Annotated in this window: 15 protein-coding genes; 12 read left to right on the plus strand and 3 right to left on the minus strand. The window is 45.9% G+C overall.

Annotation, left to right across the window (positions count from 1 at the left end):
- Window positions 1-227 precede the first annotated feature (227 nt).
- The 3 genes from ACJJI1_RS14030 to ACJJI1_RS14040 all read left to right on the plus strand — a co-directional run bounded on the left by ACJJI1_RS14030 (window position 228) and on the right by ACJJI1_RS14040 (window position 2,063).
- Entirely contained in the window at window positions 228-884 is a 657-nt protein-coding gene (locus ACJJI1_RS14030; RefSeq protein WP_444957035.1) for a glutathione S-transferase family protein, read from the plus strand.
- Window positions 885-1,149: 265 nt separating this feature from the next.
- The gene (locus ACJJI1_RS14035) at window positions 1,150-1,704 is read left to right on the plus strand and encodes a hypothetical protein (RefSeq protein WP_444916413.1); all 555 of its coding nucleotides are present in this window, start codon (window positions 1,150-1,152) and stop codon (window positions 1,702-1,704) included.
- 14 nt (window positions 1,705-1,718) lie between these two features.
- Window positions 1,719-2,063, plus strand: coding sequence for a YnfA family protein (locus ACJJI1_RS14040; RefSeq protein ID WP_444957036.1), 345 nt, complete (start codon window positions 1,719-1,721; stop codon window positions 2,061-2,063).
- Window positions 2,064-2,167: 104 nt separating this feature from the next.
- Here ACJJI1_RS14040 and ACJJI1_RS14045 read toward each other — a convergent pair whose 3' ends face one another.
- A complete protein-coding gene (locus ACJJI1_RS14045; protein ID WP_444957037.1) occupies window positions 2,168-3,184 on the minus strand; it encodes an alpha/beta hydrolase in 1,017 nt (338 codons plus the stop codon).
- A gap of 440 nt (window positions 3,185-3,624) precedes the next feature.
- On the opposite strand from ACJJI1_RS14045, the gene ACJJI1_RS14050 reads away from it, so the two are divergent.
- From ACJJI1_RS14050 to ACJJI1_RS14085, 8 genes are all read left to right on the plus strand, one after another.
- Complete coding sequence (locus ACJJI1_RS14050) at window positions 3,625-5,013, plus strand: SWIM zinc finger family protein (protein WP_444957038.1); 1,389 nt, start codon at window positions 3,625-3,627, stop codon at window positions 5,011-5,013.
- On the plus strand, window positions 5,007-6,506 hold the full coding sequence (locus ACJJI1_RS14055; protein ID WP_444942415.1) for a DUF5691 domain-containing protein: 1,500 nt from the start codon (window positions 5,007-5,009) through the stop codon (window positions 6,504-6,506). The genes ACJJI1_RS14050 and ACJJI1_RS14055 overlap by 7 nt, the downstream gene beginning before the upstream one ends.
- Window positions 6,507-6,611: 105 nt before the next feature.
- On the plus strand, window positions 6,612-7,691 hold the full coding sequence (locus ACJJI1_RS14060; RefSeq protein ID WP_444957039.1) for an ATP-binding protein: 1,080 nt from the start codon (window positions 6,612-6,614) through the stop codon (window positions 7,689-7,691).
- A 10-nt stretch (window positions 7,692-7,701) separates the two neighbouring features.
- Window positions 7,702-10,005, plus strand: coding sequence for a DUF5682 family protein (locus ACJJI1_RS14065; RefSeq protein ID WP_444957040.1), 2,304 nt, complete (start codon window positions 7,702-7,704; stop codon window positions 10,003-10,005).
- Window positions 9,993-11,216, plus strand: coding sequence for a VWA domain-containing protein (locus ACJJI1_RS14070; protein ID WP_444912397.1), 1,224 nt, complete (start codon window positions 9,993-9,995; stop codon window positions 11,214-11,216). Before ACJJI1_RS14065 ends, ACJJI1_RS14070 begins: the two co-directional genes overlap by 13 nt.
- A gap of 249 nt (window positions 11,217-11,465) precedes the next feature.
- The gene (locus tag ACJJI1_RS14075; protein WP_444957041.1) at window positions 11,466-12,287 is read left to right on the plus strand and encodes a right-handed parallel beta-helix repeat-containing protein; all 822 of its coding nucleotides are present in this window, start codon (window positions 11,466-11,468) and stop codon (window positions 12,285-12,287) included.
- A 223-nt stretch (window positions 12,288-12,510) separates the two neighbouring features.
- Window positions 12,511-13,353, plus strand: coding sequence for a right-handed parallel beta-helix repeat-containing protein (locus tag ACJJI1_RS14080; protein WP_444957042.1), 843 nt, complete (start codon window positions 12,511-12,513; stop codon window positions 13,351-13,353).
- Between the two features lie 482 nt (window positions 13,354-13,835).
- Window positions 13,836-14,459, plus strand: a complete 624-nt coding sequence (locus ACJJI1_RS14085; protein ID WP_444957043.1) for a NosD domain-containing protein — start codon at window positions 13,836-13,838, stop codon at window positions 14,457-14,459.
- A 309-nt stretch (window positions 14,460-14,768) separates the two neighbouring features.
- On the opposite strand, the gene ACJJI1_RS14090 is transcribed toward ACJJI1_RS14085, so the two are convergent.
- Window positions 14,769-15,581: a NosD domain-containing protein gene (locus tag ACJJI1_RS14090; protein WP_444912401.1), complete on the minus strand. Its 813-nt coding sequence runs from the start codon at window positions 15,579-15,581 to the stop codon at window positions 14,769-14,771.
- 732 nt (window positions 15,582-16,313) lie between these two features.
- Here ACJJI1_RS14090 and ACJJI1_RS14095 point away from each other — a divergent pair.
- Window positions 16,314-17,180, plus strand: a complete 867-nt coding sequence (locus ACJJI1_RS14095) for a hypothetical protein (RefSeq protein WP_444912402.1) — start codon at window positions 16,314-16,316, stop codon at window positions 17,178-17,180.
- A 90-nt stretch (window positions 17,181-17,270) separates the two neighbouring features.
- Here ACJJI1_RS14095 and ACJJI1_RS14100 read toward each other — a convergent pair whose 3' ends face one another.
- Complete coding sequence (locus ACJJI1_RS14100; RefSeq protein WP_444957044.1) at window positions 17,271-19,331, minus strand: TonB-dependent receptor; 2,061 nt, start codon at window positions 19,329-19,331, stop codon at window positions 17,271-17,273.
- Window positions 19,332-19,704 lie beyond the last annotated feature (373 nt).

Here is a 19,704-nt window from a genome sequence, read left to right on the forward strand (position 1 = left end):
AATTGAATAGTGAGAGTTAGCCTAAACTTGAGTCGCCTTTTGGTTTTCTTTAAGTTTGTGAGGCGATTCAAAAAATAGCTGTTTGTGATGAGGCATTGATGGCTATGAACCGTAGTGTTGTTAATGCACAATAAATTTGATGCTATATTCTAATTGTTTGGCGGTTAAGCGGTATAATTGAAGCTCCCAATTGATCAATATAATTCAACTATAACAATGGATTAATTATGTCTCGTGTTCTGTACTCGGGTACTAAAAATGCATCCACTTGGGCCTTTAGGGCTTGGTTGGCATTGCGTGAACAGGAAGTTCAATTTGAGGAAGTGGTTGTAGATATTCGCCGGCCACAGCGATTCCAGAACTTACAGCGTATCGGTGAGCTATCCCCTGCGAGATCAGTACCCGTACTGGAAGAGGGGGATATGATTATTTTTGATTCCTTGGCCATTATGGAATATGCCAATGATATTGGTTCTGGTGAACTGTTACCTCAAGATCCATTGATGCGGGCCCGAGCCCGGGCCATGCTTAGCTGGCAACATTCTGGGTTGTCCGGGTTGTGTCCACTCCTATCCTTTGAAAGTGCATTTTACCCCGACAAACGCCCAATGACCCCCGAAGAAGAGATGGATGCGGAGCGCCTATTTGCCGCCTGGGAAGGAGAGCTTGAGCAAAATGGTGGCCCTTACTTGATGGGTGCTTTGTCCCTGGTAGATTTAGCCTTTGTGCCAACAGTGATAAGAATTTTCTCCCACGCCCCAAATTTGCAGCCCTGGCCGCTTACTAAACAGTGGATAGACCGGTTGCTGGGGCGTGACAGCGTAAAAGAGTGGATGTCAGAGGCTGCTGAACTGCCGCCGGTAGTGCTGTCGGATTATCGGTAGGGACTAACTTCCGCAGAGATCAGGATTTTTTTAGTGACTAAACCCGTTAGGTGAAGCTGTACCAGCTTCACCTTTTTTACTATTAGTGGCGTAAATTAATCGGAAAAAGAAGCAGGGTACGTATTTTTTATCGTGAGAAAGTTTCAAGCGCAATCACTGGCTAATAGTGATGCCAATGAGGTCTAAACTGTGCTGGGTTAACCAGTGCGCCAGTTGATGTTTGAGGCGATCAATTTATCAAATATTAAGGATAATATTTAGATCAATGAAAAGATTAGCCTTTAGTCTATGTTTCTTGTTGAGTAGTGGGGTGCAGGCATCGTGCCACTTAGAAGAATATGAACGCTTTATCAATACTCAAAGCTTGGTAATGCTTGAAGCATCCGTGAAACTATTTGAGGAGGATAAGGAGAAGTTTAAAATAATTAAACCATTTGTAAAATTGGAAGTGCGCAATAACAAGCTTAAGGTTTATGTGGCGAAGAAATTGAGTGAGAAGGAATCCACCGTTCTTAACTTTGAAGGCCCTATTGCGAATTACGTTCCCAGCGTATCGGTGCAAATTATGCCGGATGGCTCCATACGGGATAAGGTTGATTTGGCGATGTCTGATGATGTTTTTTATCGCACAGAGAAAACTGCCATGGCGCCACTGCAAAGTTTATATATGTTTAACGAGGGAATGAATGCGGCGGAAAAGAGAAAATTCACACGTGCAAGAAACTCCCTGAGTAAGCATATGGAGACCATCGAACAATTTTCATATATGAAAAGAGCCTTCACAATGCGTCTTGAAAATGTTTGTCCGGTAAATAGCTAAATATCTAGACGTTCATGCTGCTGTTTGAAATAAAAACTATAGCTTTGTTCCTGGCTACGGCGCTTGCAGAGATAATAGGCTGCTACACGGCTTACTTGTGGTTAAAGCAGGACAAAAGTATTTGGCTTCTAGTTCCTGGCGGTATAAGTTTGGCGATATTTGCCTGGTTATTGACATTGCATCCGGCTCCAGCGGGCCGGGTGTATGCCGCCTATGGAGGAATTTATATTTTTTCCTCAATAATGTGGTTATGGCTGGTTAACGGTGTTAAACCCACGGTTTGGGATGTGAGTGGTGCCGCTGTAGCAATGCTGGGTATGGCTATTATCATGTTTTCACCGAGGCAGATGGTTAGTTAGTTCTGCTTAATTTCATAACCCTTACTGTTGTCTGGTATAAATAACGATGGATGACTACATTTCCCATATGCACATAACCTAACAAATGTAGATCTCCCTTAAGCTCAAAGATTTTGTGGTGTTGTACAAATATCCCATTTTTTATTGAGCCAATTGATAATTACTTTGTGCTCTATATTTCCTATAGTAGTCATGCTTGGGTGGTTTCTATTGGAGGCTTCAGCCAGCTCGATATTTGACTGATCTAGAGTCATATAGCTGCTGTAGGGTGCTATTCGATCTGTAGGTGAGGAAATTAATAATATCGGAATCCCGGAGGCCCTGAGCAGGGGGAATATATTGGTATCATTAGGGACTACACCAGCTCTCTCTAGAGCTGTGTTTGCTCCCTGGCGAATATCTTTGTCAGGAATTATCCAACTAAGTATAGGGTGATTGAGTTTTGCATAATTATGAAAAGCTTGTTCAAAAGATAACATGGGAGCTAATAATATTATGCCAGTTATGTCTGATCTTAAGGTGGAAGTATAAAGTGCGGTTAGCGCCCCCATTGAACTTCCCAGTAGATATAAGTTTTTATCTTCGATATCCCCTTTTTCGATTAACTTGCTGATAAGTTGGCTGATAACTTTACTATCGCCTACACCATACTTTTTGGTGTTATTTGATTCGCCGTGACCGAGAAGATCTGGAACTATGACTTTGAATCCCAGAAAGCGAAAATATAATGCTGAGTGAAGCATATACTCTTTAGATCCACGGAATCCATGAAACAAAATTACGGTGCCTTTACATTTATTTTTAAGCTGCTCTCTACTGATATGAAGGTTAACAGTGGTTTCCTTATCTTGCGCATAAAATTTAACCGAGTAGTTAAGTTTACTTTCAGTTATTGGTGAGCCGTAGTAATAACTGACGCAGTTTTCTTTGTTTTTTGTGCAGTACTGATCCTTTTTAAATCCTAAATCTTTTATCTCTTCTGGAGTTATTGTTTCTGTATAGGGAAGGCTTTTGGACCTTTCTATGAGTGTGGCGATTCTCTTAGAGCAAGCTGACATGGTTAAGCAGGTGGCAATAATGATAATTACTGTATTTAACTTAGTTGTACTTTTTGCTTGCAAATTACGTCCCGTGGGCTATCTCATTTTGGGGTATATTGCCTCTGCAAGACTAGATTTTATGAGAATTGGTGTCAATATTGTCCGCTGATAAATATTTTACAGTAGAGTGGCCTGGCGGGGTTTGAGTTAAATCTACCGAAAAATGTAGATGGTTTTAGTAAAATACATGACTTCTGTTGACGTTTTATGAATCAATATAAAAATTAGCCCTTTCGATGTCGCTGCTCCTGTCGTTCTATGCTCTCTGGTAATTTGCTCCATGGTGCCAAATCGTTGGAATATGCACTTACTGTTTTAAATCAATAAAGTAGCGATAAACTTAATATTTTGTGAATTTAGATTTTATTCTATCTTAGCTGCGTGGTACTTTATGCGCCGCTATAGCTACATAGATACGATTGCTGTATTTATGTACAGTATTGAGCTGTATAAGGCAAGAGATGAATATTTCCCTAGAGGTTGTACAAGAACTGGCCCCAGACCAGGCTTCTTTAAACGCAGCCAAAAAACTGTTGAAGCCGGCTAAATGGCCTTTGCGCGGTAAAGCGGCTTCTGTAAATTGTATATGGGGGCAATGCCAAGGGTCGGGGGCCAACCCCTATTACACTATGGCAGATACAGTAGATCACGGTTACAAGTGTACCTGCCCCTCCCGTAAGTTTCCCTGCAAGCATGTTCTAGCCCTTTTGTGGCAATTCGCCGACGGCCCGGATGACTTTATTGAGGCTGAAACACCGGAGTGGGTAGTAGAGTGGTTGGGGCGGCGGCGTAAGAGTAAGCCTGAAGCCCAAGCTGAGACAAAAGTTTCTACCAATAAAAACATTCACGGTATTTCTGAGGAAACCTCGGAAAGTAAAGAGGAGCAAGAAAAAAAGGAAGCGGCCAGGGCTAAGCGGGCAGCGCAGACACGCGCTAAAACCAACAAGAGTATCGCCACTGGGCTAGGTGAATTCCAGCAGTGGGTTGAGGATCAATTGCGCACTGGCATGGTGGGATTTCTCAAGGAACTTCGCCAGCGCTGCCGCTATATCTCTGCGCGCTTGGTAGACGCCAAAGCTGCCGGCTTGGCATCCAGGGTTGATGAGCTTCCAGCCAAGGCCCTGGGGCTTGCACCACAGAAACAGGCGGAAGTGGTATTCAAGGAGCTGGGGCAATTAATGTTACTCAGCAGTGCTTGGCTCACTGATGAGGAAGATGTGGATGCTCGCAGAGCTATTGCCGTTGCCGAGAACCGTGACCAAGTCTTGGAAAACCCAGCCAGCCCCCGACAAAGGGGTATTTGGCAGAATGTAGGAGAGAAAGTGAGCACTCGCCGCGATGGTTTGGTGAGCCACGCTTCCTGGTTGCTCAAGCTTGATAGTGATACCCCAGTATTTGCCCTGTTGTTGGATCACTATCCGGCTTCTGCGGGGCGCCGGGAGGTGGGCATTGGTATCGGCGCCAGCGTAGAAGGGGAGTTGGTTTTTTATCCCGGTCGCATGCCTCTGAGAGCTTTCCCTGTGGAGTTTAAAGTGGTGCAGGATGGTGTGAATCAGAGATGGCCAGCCCAGCAAGAGAGCGTGTTCTCCCACTACCAAAAGCAGTTGTCTCAGCAACCCTGGATAGAGCAGGTACCGCACCTTCTTGAAGGGGGGCGTCTACTGCGCTGTGCCAACGGCAATTATTGGTGGCGCTGCTCGACTGGGCAGCAAACGCTACCGCTCAACAATGAACAGATTCCCTCTCTATTACTGGGTTCAAAATTACAGGCGGCGTTTATTTTGTGGGATGGAAGCAGCGCTGAACTGCACAGCGCGCGGACAGATGAGTGGGGGACAATCGCATGCTAACGCCTGAGAAAATCCAGGAAGAGCAGTTGTTGGTAGAGCGCCTACAGCAGCGTTGGATGGTGGGCAGTGATTTGCCCTTAGAGCTCGACGCCCTACCTGAGTCCTGGCGTCCATTGTTTGAAGGCCTGGAAGAGGAGCGCTTGGCATCAGCGGCGGTAGCGCTTCTCAGCCAGCACCAAAGCGCACTCTATCAGCCCCAGGCTCCGGGGGAGTTACGCGAATTCCCCTTGTTGCCCGAGTTGAATAAGCTCGTGCTTCCCTACCCAATGCGGGCCCATTTTCGTCGTGTCACTGAAAGCGTTCAGTCCCGCTCTATGGAGCAAACCGGATTGCTCCTGAAGTTGCTGTTACAGCGGGGATATATTGCCCATCCTGCGGACTGGCTTCCCTCAAGTAATGATGAAGGCTTGCCGGAAGTCTATTTACCCTGGTCACAATGGGCCGCGAATGAGCGGGGTAGTATTGATGATTCTGAAGCGTTAACTGAGGAAAACTGGGATGATTGGTATCCCGCCAGTCGCCTGGCAAAGCTCAGGGAGTTGCGCTTCAGTAAACCCGCCGCCGCTTTAAATTTGATCCAGACCTGCGCCGGGCGTGAACCCGCTGATAAACGTTTAAGGATCGTGCGAGTTCTTGCTATCCGGCTGAGTGAGTCCGATGGGGAATATTTACAGTCCCTGCTTAAAGATCGTTCACAAAAGGTGGCGCGTCTTGCCAATCAGTATTTATCCCGATTGGGATTGTCATCGGAACTTGAATCCAATACTCAGGAAGAGTCTTCTGCGCAGGAATTGGCTGAGTTTTACGAATTAAAAAAAGTGGGCTTGGTAAAGAAGCAGTTGCAACTATTGCCCCGCAAGCTCAAGAGCAAAAAACAGCAAGCCATTCGCTCGGAATTTTTGCAGAAGGTATCTCTACAAAGCCTTGCGGAAGCACTGGATATCACCGTGACTGACTTAGCTGGGGCTTGGCAGCTCGATAAAAATCGCGATTATGATAACCACAGTTTTGTTACCAATGCGGTAGATACTTTGCCAGATAAGGCTATTGCCCTGTTGGTCACAAATATTGAGAGCTACCTGGATACCGGTGAGGCCGGTATGTCTCTCCTGCACAGTTTATTGCCGCGCCTGGAACAGTCCCGCCGTGCCGAATTGATGTTTGGACTTTTGCGTAATAAAAAGGCCAAGGTTGATTTTCAGGATCTACTCAAGTTTTTGCCCGAACCGTTAACGGAGCTTTCCTGGGATGATTTGAAAAAAACGTCACCCTGGAAGGCGCTGTTAAAGCTCGTTGTCGAGGAATTAAGTGAGAGTGGTTATTTGCAGTCTATTTATCTACAGAGGGAGTTGACTGCGTTGGGCTTGATGTTACCCAGAGAGACCGCTCGACAGTTACTGGAAGCGCTTTTTGAGCAGGGCGTGCTACGGGCAGACCCCGCAACTGACTGTCTTCGATTTAATAGCGAGCTTGCCGGCGTGGATGGCCTTTAGTCCATACACACCCAACACAGATTTAATTTTAAGACCGATCGTTGCCCGGCAAAATTCATAAAATAAGCAGTGAATTTCCGGGCAGGTAAAACAAAAGGATTCCCCATGAGTGACGTACTTCGTCAACCCGCTGAAATTACCTACCAATCAGAACTGGATGCCTTAAAAGCAGAAGACACCGGAAAAAAACCAGAGAATTGGAGTCTGTCTCCGCAGGCAGTCGTGAAATACTTGATGGGCGGCACAACGGCTGAAGGTGTTGAGATAAGTGCAAAATATATCGGCAACCGCCGCCTGATTGAAACTGCTGTTGCCACCCTCGCCACCGATCGAGCACTGCTGTTACTCGGTGTGCCGGGCACGGCAAAGTCCTGGGTATCTGAACACTTGTCTGCGGCGATCTGTGGCAACAGTACCCGTGTGATCCAGTGTACGGCGGGCACCGACGAAAACCAGATTCGCTATGGCTGGAACTACGCTCAGCTACTGGCAAAGGGCCCCAGCAAAGAAGCCCTGGTGCCAACGCCTTTATATCGCGCTATGGAGCAGGGTACCTTGTGTCGCTTGGAAGAGCTGACTCGTATGGGTTCTGATGTTCAGGATACATTGATTACCGTGCTGTCAGAGAAAATGCTGCCGATCCCCGAGTTGAATGATGCAGTTTATGCGCAGCGCGGTTTTAATGTAATCGCAACAGCCAATAACCGCGATAAGGGCGTTAATGAATTATCCTCCGCACTAAAACGACGTTTCAATGTTGTGGTATTGCCGTTGCCCGATGATATGAATGAAGAGGTCAGCATTATTTCTCGCCGCGTGGCAGAGATGGGTGAGAGCCTGGAGTTGCCAGTGCCGGCAAATGCCGGCGAAGAGATCGAGAAAATAGTGACCATTTTCCGCGAGCTGCGCGGTGGTGAAACACTGGATGGAAAAATAACCCTGAAAACACCGTCCGGTAACTTGTCTACGGCTGAGGCAATTGCGGTAATGGTGGGTGGATTGAGTCAGGCGAACTGGTTTGGCGATGGTAAATTCAGTGCAGAAGAGCTTTCCAGTAATTTGGTGGGCGCCATTGTCAAAGATCCAGTGCAGGATAAAGCTGTATTGGAGGAGTATTTGGAAACGGTCCTGAAAAAGCGCCGAGACTTTGCCGGTTATTACCACACCATGAACGAAGTACTGTAAGGGATATCCCGTGTCCAAGGTGGATTGTCATTATTTTGGTATTCGGCACCACGGGCCCGGTTCTGCGCGGCGCCTTGTCGCCGCGTTGGATCAGCTGAAGCCAAAAAAAGTATTGATAGAGGGCCCCGCTGATTGCAGTGAATTACTGCCTCTGCTGGCTAGCGCACAGATGCAGCCGCCGGTAGCGCTACTCGGCTATGCTGCAGAGTCGCCCGGCTCCAGCCTTTACTACCCGTTTGTGGAATACTCCCCTGAGTACCAGGCCTGCCTATGGGCTGTACAACAGGGGGTAGAAGTTAAATTCATTGATCTGCCCATTAATATCCAGCTGGCGCAGTTACTCCAATCTGAAGCCCAGGACCCTGAAGCGGAGCAAAACGGCGGAGAGTCTGATTCCCCTGCGGTGGCAGGCGAGCCAGAGCCACCATCTGATACCTCTGATCCTATCGGCCTTTTGGCGAAGCTGGCGGGTTATGAAGATGGTGAGGCCTGGTGGAATGATCTGATCGAGCAGAATAACGATGACAGTGCGGAGATATTTTCCCGGGTAGAGTCGGCGATGACCGCGCTGCGCGGAGAAATAACTGAAACCGCGCCGTTGTCGCAAAGGGATTTACTGCGCGAAGCCTATATGCGCCTGGAAATTGCCAAAGAAAAGAAAGGGGTGGAAGGTGAGGTCGCTGTAGTCTGCGGGGCCTGGCACTTACCGGCATTTCGTGAAAAGCACACAGCAAAAGATGACCGCGCACTGATTAAACAGCTGCCGGCGAAATTGCCCAAGAGCAAAGTGAAAACCACCTGGATACCCTGGACATCGCCGCGATTGGCGATGGCTTCCGGTTACGGGGCCGGGGTTGCTGCACCTATGTGGTACCAGCATATTTGGCGCGAGGGCACCGGCGAGCAGTGGCTGGAGCTTTGGTTTGGGCGGCTGGTGCGCGCATTGCGCGAAAGTGGACAAGTGGTCTCTACGGCTTCGGTTATTGAAGCCGTGCGCCTGAGCCGCAGTTTGGCAGCCGTTAGAAATCGTCCAGCTCCGGGGTTTGAAGAAATTATTGAAGCCGCTGTGGCCTGCCTCTGTTTTGGCGAGCGCCTTATTTGGCAGCAGGTAGAAAGAGAGTTGCTTCTGGGTGAGCAAGTTGGGGCTATCCCCGAGGATGCCCCACTGGTGCCCCTGCTGGAGGATCTACAGCGCTGGCAGAAAAAGACCAAGCTAAAGCCCGCCGCTCTGGATAAAGAAGTTTCCCTGGATTTACGCAGTGATATCGGCCTGAATAAATCTACGTTACTGCACCGTCTTACTGTGCTGGAAGTACCTTGGGGTAAACCCTCCCATACCGGAAAAAGTCGCGGTACTTTCCGGGAAAACTGGGTGCTCAGCTGGCAGCCGGAGTATGCGGTAAAATTGGTGGAAAACTTAGTTTACGGTTCCACCATTGAGCAAGCGGCTAACAATAAACTTGTCGAGGCGATCACCGCTGAGAGTCATTTGGGCAAGTTAGCAGAAGTGGTTTTGCTGTCCCTCGAATCTCAGTTGCACCGGGCTTCTGAAGCGGGCCTGAAACGATTGGCCGAGAGAGCGGCTCTGGCCAGTGACGGTATCGAGCTTCTCGACAGCCTGCCGGCGTTAATCCAGGTTCAACGCTATGGTACCGCGCGAGAATTAGCGTTGGAGCAAGTTGCCGGCCTGGTAGAACGCTTAGCCATGCAATCTGCCCTGGCCCTGCCGTACGCCTGTCGCAATCTTAACGATGAAGAGTCACTACGGCTGCGAAACAGTATTCACAGCGCTCACCAGGCACTGCAATTGGCAGAGTTGGGTGATGAAATTATGGAGGACTGGTGGCAAGCCTTCGAGCAACTAGTAGACAGCTCTCTTTCCAGTTTACAGGTCAGCGGCCTTTGTGCGCGTCTTTTGTATCAGGCTGAAAGATTTGATGGACATCGCTTACAGCAATTGCTGGAAAAATCCCTGTCTCCAGCGGTAGCTGCCGCCGATGCAGCACGATTTTTCGAGGGCTTTTTTGCCGAAGCGGTTGAGCGCCTGCTGTACGACCCGGTACTGATGGGAGCGGTACAGCGCTGGTTGCTACATCTGGACGAAGAAATATTTATCGAGTATTTGCCTTTTTTCCGACGCGTATTTTCCAGTCTCGATGCGATGGAGCGTCGGCGCATGATGGAGCTGGTACTCGGTGCCCGATCTAACCACTCGGTATCCAAAGCCATTAATCCCGAAGTTTTGCCGTTGTGGTCAGAGCATCTATTGCGTATCGGCAAATTAATCCAGAAGGACAAGACATGGGCGCAGTAAACGAAGTGTCTGAAGAGCAACAACCCGATGAGATAACGGTCGATAAAGACCAGCAAAAGGAACGCCGTTGGCGCTTGGTGCTAGGGGCTGATGAAGGTGAGTCCGGCCTTTCTGAGCGGGATATGCGTTTGTCACAAGCGTTAAGTGCGCTTTATGGCAGCGGAGACTCGGAGTCTGGTAAAAAAGGTCGAGGTGGGTTGTCCCGCTCGTCTCCGCAAGTATCCCGTTGGCTGGGCGATATCCGTGAGTTCTTTCCGACTTCTGTAGTACAAGTTGTCCAGCGCGATGCGTTTGAACGCCTTGGCCTCAAGCAGATGCTCATGGAGCCCGAGTTTTTGTCAGCGATTGAAGCGGATGTTCACCTGGTCGCAGACTTGGTTAGTCTTCGTTCTGTGATGCCTGAAAAGACTATTGAGACTGCTCGCCAGGTCATCAAGAAAGTGGTTGATGAGCTGATGGAGCGCTTGGAGCGAAAGACCACAGAAGCGGTTAGGGGAGCTGTCAATAAATCAAAACGCAGCTTTAGGCCGCGTTTTGCCGATATCGACTGGCATAGAACCATCCAGCAAAATCTCAGGCACTACCAACATGACTACCACACAGTGGTGCCTGAGAAGTTGATTGGATTTATGCGACAAAGTCGCCGGCTTGCGGATCTGGATGAAGTCATTCTATGTGTCGATCAGTCCGGTTCCATGGCGACATCGGTGGTATACAGCTCAATCTTTGCAGCGGTAATGGCTTCAATACCGGCAGTGAAAACCAAACTGGTCTGCTTTGATACCGCAATTGTCGATCTTACTGAGGACCTGGAAGACCCAGTCAGCGTTTTGTTTGGCGTGCAACTGGGCGGTGGCACAGACATTAACCAGGCGGTGGCTTATTGCGAGGATAAAATTGAACGGCCTGGCAAGACACATTTAATCCTGATTACCGACCTGTATGAAGGGGGGAATGAAGAGGAGTTAAAAGCACGGGTTGCTAACCTTGTTCGCCAGGATGTAAATGTGATTACCTTACTGGCACTCAGTGATGATGGGCGTCCATCTTATGACCAGTCGCTGGCGGAAGAGTTTGCTGCGATAGGCTCTCCGGTTTTTGCCTGTACACCGGATCAATTCCCGGACCTGATGGCAACGGCGCTGCGTCGGGAAGACGTTCTTAACTGGGCTGCAGATCAGGATATCAAAGCCGTTCGGCCAAAAGCCTAAATTCTTATCCACTAAATGATGGAGCAGGGGCGACGCCCACTCCATCATTTGGCCATCTCCCTAACTCTCGTTTCTTTAATAAAATCCATAAAATCGTAGCCGTATTGGCGCATATTAAACATAAAACCCAAACTAAATTCCCATTTTATTAGGAATAATTTCTCATGGTTCTTTCTTAATGCTGGATCAAAATCACCTAGGCATGACCCTGGACTATGAATAACGAACACAGCGCTAAGGAAAAATTTGATGAAACTCCCTCGTTCAAGTCTCTATAAAATCGCCATTGTCTCAATGATCGGGATATCCAACATTTCCATTTCCAAGCCAGTGATTGCGGATGATGTTGAATGTGGGGATACGATTACCACATCTGTTACTTTGGATGAGGATCTCACTTGTGATGTCAGCCCTGCTTTAACTGTGATAGGCCCAGATGGACGCTTGAATATGACCGGGTACGAGGTTCAATGTGATGGTAGTGAAGTTGGAGTGCTGTTAGAGGGGCGTGCAGCGCTACTTCGAGGAGGGCAGGTTGCAGATTGTGAGGTGGGTGTTTTAGCGAATGGAGATGGATTCCATAATATTCAAGCGGTATCGACCACTGCAAATGCCAGTGCCGGATTTGAATTAGTGAGCAATAGCAACTATATGACAGCCTGTACCGCTCAAGCAAATACGGGGGTTGGACTAATTGTTAGTGGGGAGAGAAATAATGTCTTCCAGAATACTTTTGAGGAAAATACCCTGAGTGGTATCCAGATAGATGGTGATCGGTCATATATAACAGAGAATTTCTGTTTTGAGAATATGGGCTCAGGAATAGAGATTAATGATTCCAGTAATAGCTGGATCGTTGAAAATGCATCGGAAAATAATGGCACTTCAGGTGCGGGAACGGCAGGAATCTTAATGAATGATTTTGATCAGCAATATAATTTGATCATTTTAAATGTGGGGATTCTCAATGAAGATTTCGATGCGCAAGATTTAAACAGTGATCCCTGCAATGGTACCAATTTATGGCGAAATAATACTTTTGATACTGTAGATCCTAGCTGCCTGGATTGAAATATACGGATATAAAAAGATAGTGCCACTATGGTGGCTTCGGTAGTGGTGTTATCTTTTACAATTTATATTCCTGTAGCTTGTATATAAATATGCTCCATTCCCCGCTTAAACTATTTTACTAAATTTTGCGGACAAATTTCCCATGGCTGTTACCAGTTTTTGACTCAAAATCAGCATGACATATCTTTTCTGTATTTGAGCTTTATTTGGGAGGACTCTCGTGAGCTTTATATCTCGATCTGTGATAAGCAAGGCATTGATAACTTCTTTGGCGGCTTCTTTATTGTCTGCATCTTTGTGTTCACTAGCAAATGGTGCTGTTGAGTGCGGAGACACCATAACCAGTCCGGTAATACTGGATCAAGATTTGCTCTGCAATGTTACCCCGGCTTTGACTGTAACTGGGCCGACCGGATATCTGGATTTGAATGGTTATACGCTGAGTTGTGATGGAACTACAGTGGGAATTTTGGTCGATGGTTTTGCGGCCATAATATCGGGCGGGGTGTTACAGGATGGGTTTGTATCTAATTGCAATACAGGTATTTCTGTGGAAGGTTCCGGTATTCATAATTTGTTCGGCCTGAACACCTCTGGTAATACTTCTTCTGGTATTGAGTTTGTTAGTAGTAATAATACGCTAACCATATCAAATATATCGGATAATGCAGGTACAGGTATTATAATCGCGGGGGGAACAAATAATCTGTTTTCTAATGACATAAGTCGAAATGAAATAACGGGTATACAGGTAGATGGTAGCAGTTCAATAATATCGTCAAATACAGTATCGGATAATACTTTAACTGGAATACAAATTAATAGCGCCAGTAGCTGTCTTATCAGCCAGAATACGGTGGAGAATAATGGCACTCAAGGGTCAAATACTGCAGGAATCTTAATGGAGCTATTTGGCCAGACTGGAAACAATATCGTAGGCAATACTGTCTCTGGCAATGTGGATTTTGACTTGCAAGATGATAATTCTGCCCCCTGTGAGAATAACTGGGTAGGAAATTCTCCTGATGCTACTACCTCTGGTGAATGTGTGACATCACAGTAACATTAATTTAGTTGCAAATTTGGATCTGAAGGCAGTTCATTATTTGCCTTCAGATCTCTAGAGTTAATGTCTTTACTCTACAAAAATTTCATGAGACGTGCCGCAAGTCTTTTTAAGGTGTCTTACGTCTAGCTCTATTTCCCATAGATTTTATTATTGTGTGTGATTTTTTGCTGGTGAGGTTACCTAAGACTATAAGGGATATATTCTATAGTTATTTTGTCTGCGTGAGATAGCCCAGCCTTTTGGTTGGCTGAGGGATATGATTGTTAAGTTGATTCAAGGAGGATTGTATGGTATATGAATTTAGGGGATCCGCTAGGCACTTTGTGGTACCTGGTATTTTATACTTTGCTTTAGGTAGTTCCGCCTTTGCAGTAGACTGCGGTGACACAATTACTACCCCTGAAGTACTTGATCAGGACCTTGTGTGCTCAACAGAACCCGCACTAACGATAATGGGGCCTACGGGTAGCCTAGATATGGCAGAGTACACCCTTAGGTGCGATGGCTCTGCTGTTGGTATCCAGATTGACGGTGTTGCGGCTTTCCTATCAAATGGTGTGGTAACACTATGTGACATCGGAATATCGTTGGATGGAACTGGAGCCCACCATATACAGGCAATCAGAGTAGATGGAACAGATATATCAGGGATCGCTGTTAATAGTAGTTTTAACTCTGTTATTCAGTCAGGAATATTTAAAAACAGTGGCACTGGCATATTTATAGCTGGTGATAATAATAATGTGTCTTCTAGCTCGATCCTAGATAATTTAGAAAATGGTATTCAGTTAGAGGGTAATAACAATCTTATTGTAAGCAATGAGATCAGTCGAAGCACATTAAATGGTATCTTAATTGGTAAAGCAGATGGTAATACGGTTGCCCAAAATACTGTCTCAATGAGTGGGATTGGAGGGGCGAATACCGCTGGAATCTTACTGGAACTTTTGGGGCAGTCTGGCAATGTGATTGTTGGGAATACTGTTTTCAGCAATATAGATTTTGATCTGCAAGATAATAATAGTTCACCCTGTTTAAATAGCTGGGTTGGGAATTCACCTGACGCTACTACCTCCGGAGATTGTGTAACGTCAAATTAATAGCGTTTTACGATAAGTTGATAGGCTTGCAGGCAGTTTAATGGTGTCGCCACAGTATTACGGATACTGCAGCTAGTGTAATTGCTGAAAGCCTGATCTCCCTTTAGATTTTCGTTTTCATATTTATTCCTGAGGGATATCCAGTTGGCCAGTGTGGATTGATGTAGTGAGAGGAGAGTTTGGTTTGCTAGGCTGGTTCAGTTATAGAGGGATATTCTCAGAAGTAAGGCATAGATAAGCGTTAATTGTTTTTATGCGGGATTCAAAAGCTAGAAGTTTAATGCCTTGAATCCCGCAATTATTTTTAAGCTAGTTAATGCAGGCGTCATTTGATGAGCTGAAAATATTACCGTACCATGTGGTTCCTACACAGGCAGGAGTATTATCATCAAACAGGTCATCTATATCATTAGATTCAGCAGTATTTCCTGTTACGAAATTCCCTACTTGCCCAAAATTACTTACTGAAATACCGTATTCATTATTACTTGATGTAGTGTTTAGTATAATGTTGGTGTAGTTTGCATCTTGGATTGCTATTCCAGAAAAAGTATTATTTCTGGCGGTGCTTTGGAAAACTTGATTGTTATCTCCTGAGATAATAATGCCACCTTCCCCATTGCTGGTGGCGCTTACTTCAAAAAAACTATTCCAGTCGCCGAGAACGATAATGCCATTACCAAAATTAAAGTCATTGATTGAGCCGCTGACAATATTGCGACTGCTACTGACTGACATTCCCAAAGATCCATTTTCTTGCGTTGTAACGCCGATGACATTGTGAAGGCCGCTGCCTTCTACAGATACGCCTATATCACATGATGTAATGATGCCACTGGATGCTTGGCTATTAATAAGTACAGCTGTAGTTCCTTCCAGTAGAATTCCTGTGCCAGCCAGGCCATCACAGGATAATGAAAATCCATTGAGATCGAGACTACCGGTAGGGCCCATTATTGTGATGGCTGGTGAGGCTGCGCAGTTAGATATATCTGTATCTAATACTTCGGGAGTAGAGATCGTGTCTCCACAACTTACGGATAAGGCTATACCCGATGCGCTCATTAAACAACAACCTGCTGCTGCGATTATTGATGTTTTAATATTTAAAATCGCCTTCATTGATATATTCCTATTGTGATTGTCTGATATTTGAAGTGGTTGATAGGGTGTAAATATCTCGAATTTTGGTCTTTGTTTGGTTGATGACAATAGGAAGTTGTTCTCATATTTATGGAGAATAATTCCTATTGATTAACTATGTTGATGGGATATGTGCTGGAGGAGTTGGATTTTTATTATTTGGTGTTTTATAGATGAGTTTAAAGGTTGGCTTTTCGGTTCAAATATGCGTAGTGTTTCCATAATTGTTCTTTGGTGGCGTGTCAATTAGTGAGGGCGTGATTTTCTAGAGTGGTTTGTGGCCTGGTTGATATTAAGAGAGGGTGTGTTTGAGAGGTTTCGTTGTATGTGTGTAGTGATGGCGTTAAAAATAATGGATTCGCCTACAGTATGGCTGTTTTCCTAAATAGGGGGGGGAACTTTCTTCCTATATTTTCCGCACTATTCTCCTATTGCTGAAAGTGCCATCGGAGATAAGACTCAACACAGCATCAAGCATAGATTCCTGAAGGAAGCTGGGGATTGAGTCCTTGAGAAGCAAGAGTTTATAAGCATAAATGCTGAAGTTCCGGTATTTGTTTTAGCAAAATTAAGCGCAGCTGATCGTAAATTGCTTTCTCTTAATGTTGTTGCATATGGTGCTAATTAATTTTGTGTGTTGATGCAGTATAAGAATCTTAATTTAGCGACATTTCATATTCTAAGGAGATAAATATGAAAAGGTGTGCCCCGTTGGCGGCTGCGGTCCTGCTTGCTGTTGCAAGTCAGGGTGTTTTTGCTTCCAACAATGTTGCGGTTCAGAACCAAAATGGAGTAGGTAATAACGCGACAGCAGATCAAAGTGATCCAACCGTTACATTTAACTTTATCAGCCAAACCCAGACTGGAGACACTAATACAGCCACTGCCACTCAGGTAAACGGAAATACCGGAAGCACAGTTAATCAGATACAAACAGGGAATTTAAATACTTCCACTGTTGCTCAAAATTCATCTGATACTGTGGCTGCCGTTATTACTCAAAATGGGAATACTAATATTGGCGTAATTAATCAGGTGGCATCTACAACCAGTGTTGCAACTATAAATCAGTTCAATCTGGTTAACTTTGCCACTGTTACACAGTCGAGTAGTACTACTGATACAGCAGTTATTAATCAAGTGGGTGACAACAACACCGGTACGGTTGTTCAAACCAACAGCACGACAAACTCGGCGGTAACTGCCCAGCAAGGGAATTTGAATGTGGCTACCGTGTCGCAATTTGTATCCGACACTAACACTTCCACATTAAGTCAGTTGGGAAATAGTAATAATGCTACTGTGAATCAAACAGATAATAATAATACCAGTGCTATTAGTCAGCAAAATGAATTTAACACTATTATCCACGCTCAATCTGGCAGCTTTAATTTGGCAAGTACCACTCAGATCGGTTTGACTAATATGGGTTCGACTATCCAAAGCGGAGCGAATGGTGTTGCCACGGCATTACAGCAGGGTAACTTAAATATGTTTACCGTTAGCCAGGTTAACGATTTTCAAAATGCTAATGTTTCCCAGATTGGAAACAGCAATATGGTAATAATTGTGCAGTAGGGCGAGGCTTAGGACGATATCGTAATTCCGGTCCCTGTGTGAGATAAACTCATTCAGGGCCGGATTTTTAGCGGGTAATAACGTCGCTATTTAGAATCGGTAGGTAGCAGATAAACCAACATTGCGTGGCTCAACAATGGCTGCGTAGCCATCTGGGTAGTGGCCACCTTCTACTGCCGGTTCAATAGTGAGGAATCCTTCTTCATTAAAGGCATTGTTAACATAGGCTGCGATGCTCCAATCTTCTCCTTCATAATTAACATTCAGGCGGGCGAGAGTGTAATCGCCGGCAACCCGCTCTTCAGTATTGGTGAAATCACCGTAGTACTCGTCTACATAGTTGGCGGAGAGACCTACGCTAAGCGCATCACTAATCCAGTATTTTGTGCCTAGATTAGCGGTGACATTTGGCGCGGAATTGAGTTCGTTGCCGTCAGCATCTGCATAATCAGCACCGGCATCGGTGATTTCAGTCTCCAGTAGTCCGAGTCCGGCACGTAATTCCCATTGCGGAGTCAGCATTGCGATAGCTTCGAGTTCAACGCCATAGGTCTCTACTGTATCCATATTAACAATTTTGCGAGTAGAGCTGAGTGCCTGATAGCCGGAGTATTCATTGAAAAACAGGTTACCGTTTAGGCTGACGGTGCCATTTGCCAAAGAGCTACGTACTGCTAACTCATAAGTGTTAACGGTTTCTTCGTCGTAGTTGTAATAGTCACTTGCGCTAAAATCTAGGGCACCACCTGCTGCGTTGTAGCCTTTACGAGCACTGGCAGAAACAATAGTGTCCTCAGTCAAGTCGTATTGCAGGGCGAGTTTAGGAAGGGTGATGGTTTTATCAGTATCCAAACCTGCAATTAAGAAGCCATTATTGAAGTTAAAATTACGATTTTGCTCCTCATTTTCAACACGCAATCCACTGATTAGATTTAATTTATCAGTTAAAGCATAGGTAACTTCACCATAAATAGCGGTGGAGGTACTTTCGTCGTCACCAAAATAAGTAACACTGTTGGAGCTGTTAAAGTCTTGCTCTCTTTCGAAGTGAGCAAAGCCAATAAACCCGTGCAGGGTGTCACTGGTGAGACCAAAGTTTAACTTTGCATCGATGGTGGTGTTCTGTTCGTCCATACGAACATACTGTTGGCTGCTGGAATCTTCTTCATAGGAATCAAAGCCCCACTGGTAATCCATATAGGCGGCCAGGACTTCAATAGAAATATCCTCGCTGATTTGGTAATCCACTTTGGCGCTGGTGGTTGTGGATTCGGTATCCATATCGCGATAGAAATAAGTTTCGTAGTCATCAACACCGGTTAGGGTGTAGTACATACGCCCGGTATTTCCCTCTTCACTGTTAGTGGACACAGTAAATAATGCCTCTAACTTTTCAGTGGGTGTCCACAGAAGCTTGCCTTTCAGTCGCTGGGTTTCCAGAGTGTTCAGGTCGAAGTCAGCGGGGTTGTCCTCATACTCTTGGGCATTGCTGATAGTGTCGCCGGTGAGTTGCTGGGCCGTCAGGCGGAAGGCGAGGGTATCATCAACAATTGGGCCGGAAATCATGCCAGAAGTATCGATATAGCCGTCCTGGTCGCGGTAACCTACGCGAGCTGCACCTTCCCAGTCGAAGCTGGGATCTTTGGTTTTGATAAATACAGAGCCGGCAATGCTGTTACGGCCATTGCTGGTGGACTGGGGTCCACGAAATACTTCAATTTGTTCTACATCCCAAATACCGGAATCACCCGTGAGGTCTGCGACAAATGGCTCGGCGACACCATCAATTAACGTGGAGACACGGGCTTTGGCACCACCGGTAAAGGAGTTAAAGCCGGTGGCTGAACCGTTACCGGACACACCGCGAATATCCGGAGTAGCGCCGGAAAGTACTACCACGTTAGAGATATTAGACACCGCATCGGTAATGCTCAGGTGTTGCATGCTATTTAAGGTTTCTTCGGTAATTACGGATACCGAAGAAGTGGTTTCCTTGAGGGAGCGCTCTGTTTTCTCACCAATAACAATGACATTTTCCATTGCCTGCGGCGCATACTCTTCTTTCTTCTCATCTGCGGCGATCGCTGTCGCTCCAATCGAAGTAAGAATAGTGAGTGAAACGGCTTTGCTGAGCAGGTGGCGTTTGTACATAGCGTAATCCCTAGCAAGGTAAAGAAGTCAGGACGACAAGGAAGATCGGCGGTGAATATAATGCTAATCATTCTTATTTGCAAATAGGGGATTGCCGCAATAAACTCTCACTATTATTTCGTCTGGGAACGGCTTAGCTGCACCGATTGATCAGTGCCTGGCAAACAATTTTCTACCTCTTTAGTGGTAGTGCTTCTAACTCTTAAGTGAAACTAGAAATGTATTCCTCAGTTTTAACGGGACTCGGCCTATTGAGTTGTGTCCTTGCGTCTTCTGTCCTTTATTTAGGGTGTCCCAATCAGCAGTGGCGTGAGCAGAGACCAATCGAGTTTTATCCCGCTCTTCTCATCAGCTTCGCGCTCCTTGTCATTTC

The organism is Microbulbifer maximicatervae (SeqCode) (assembly GCF_052467065.1).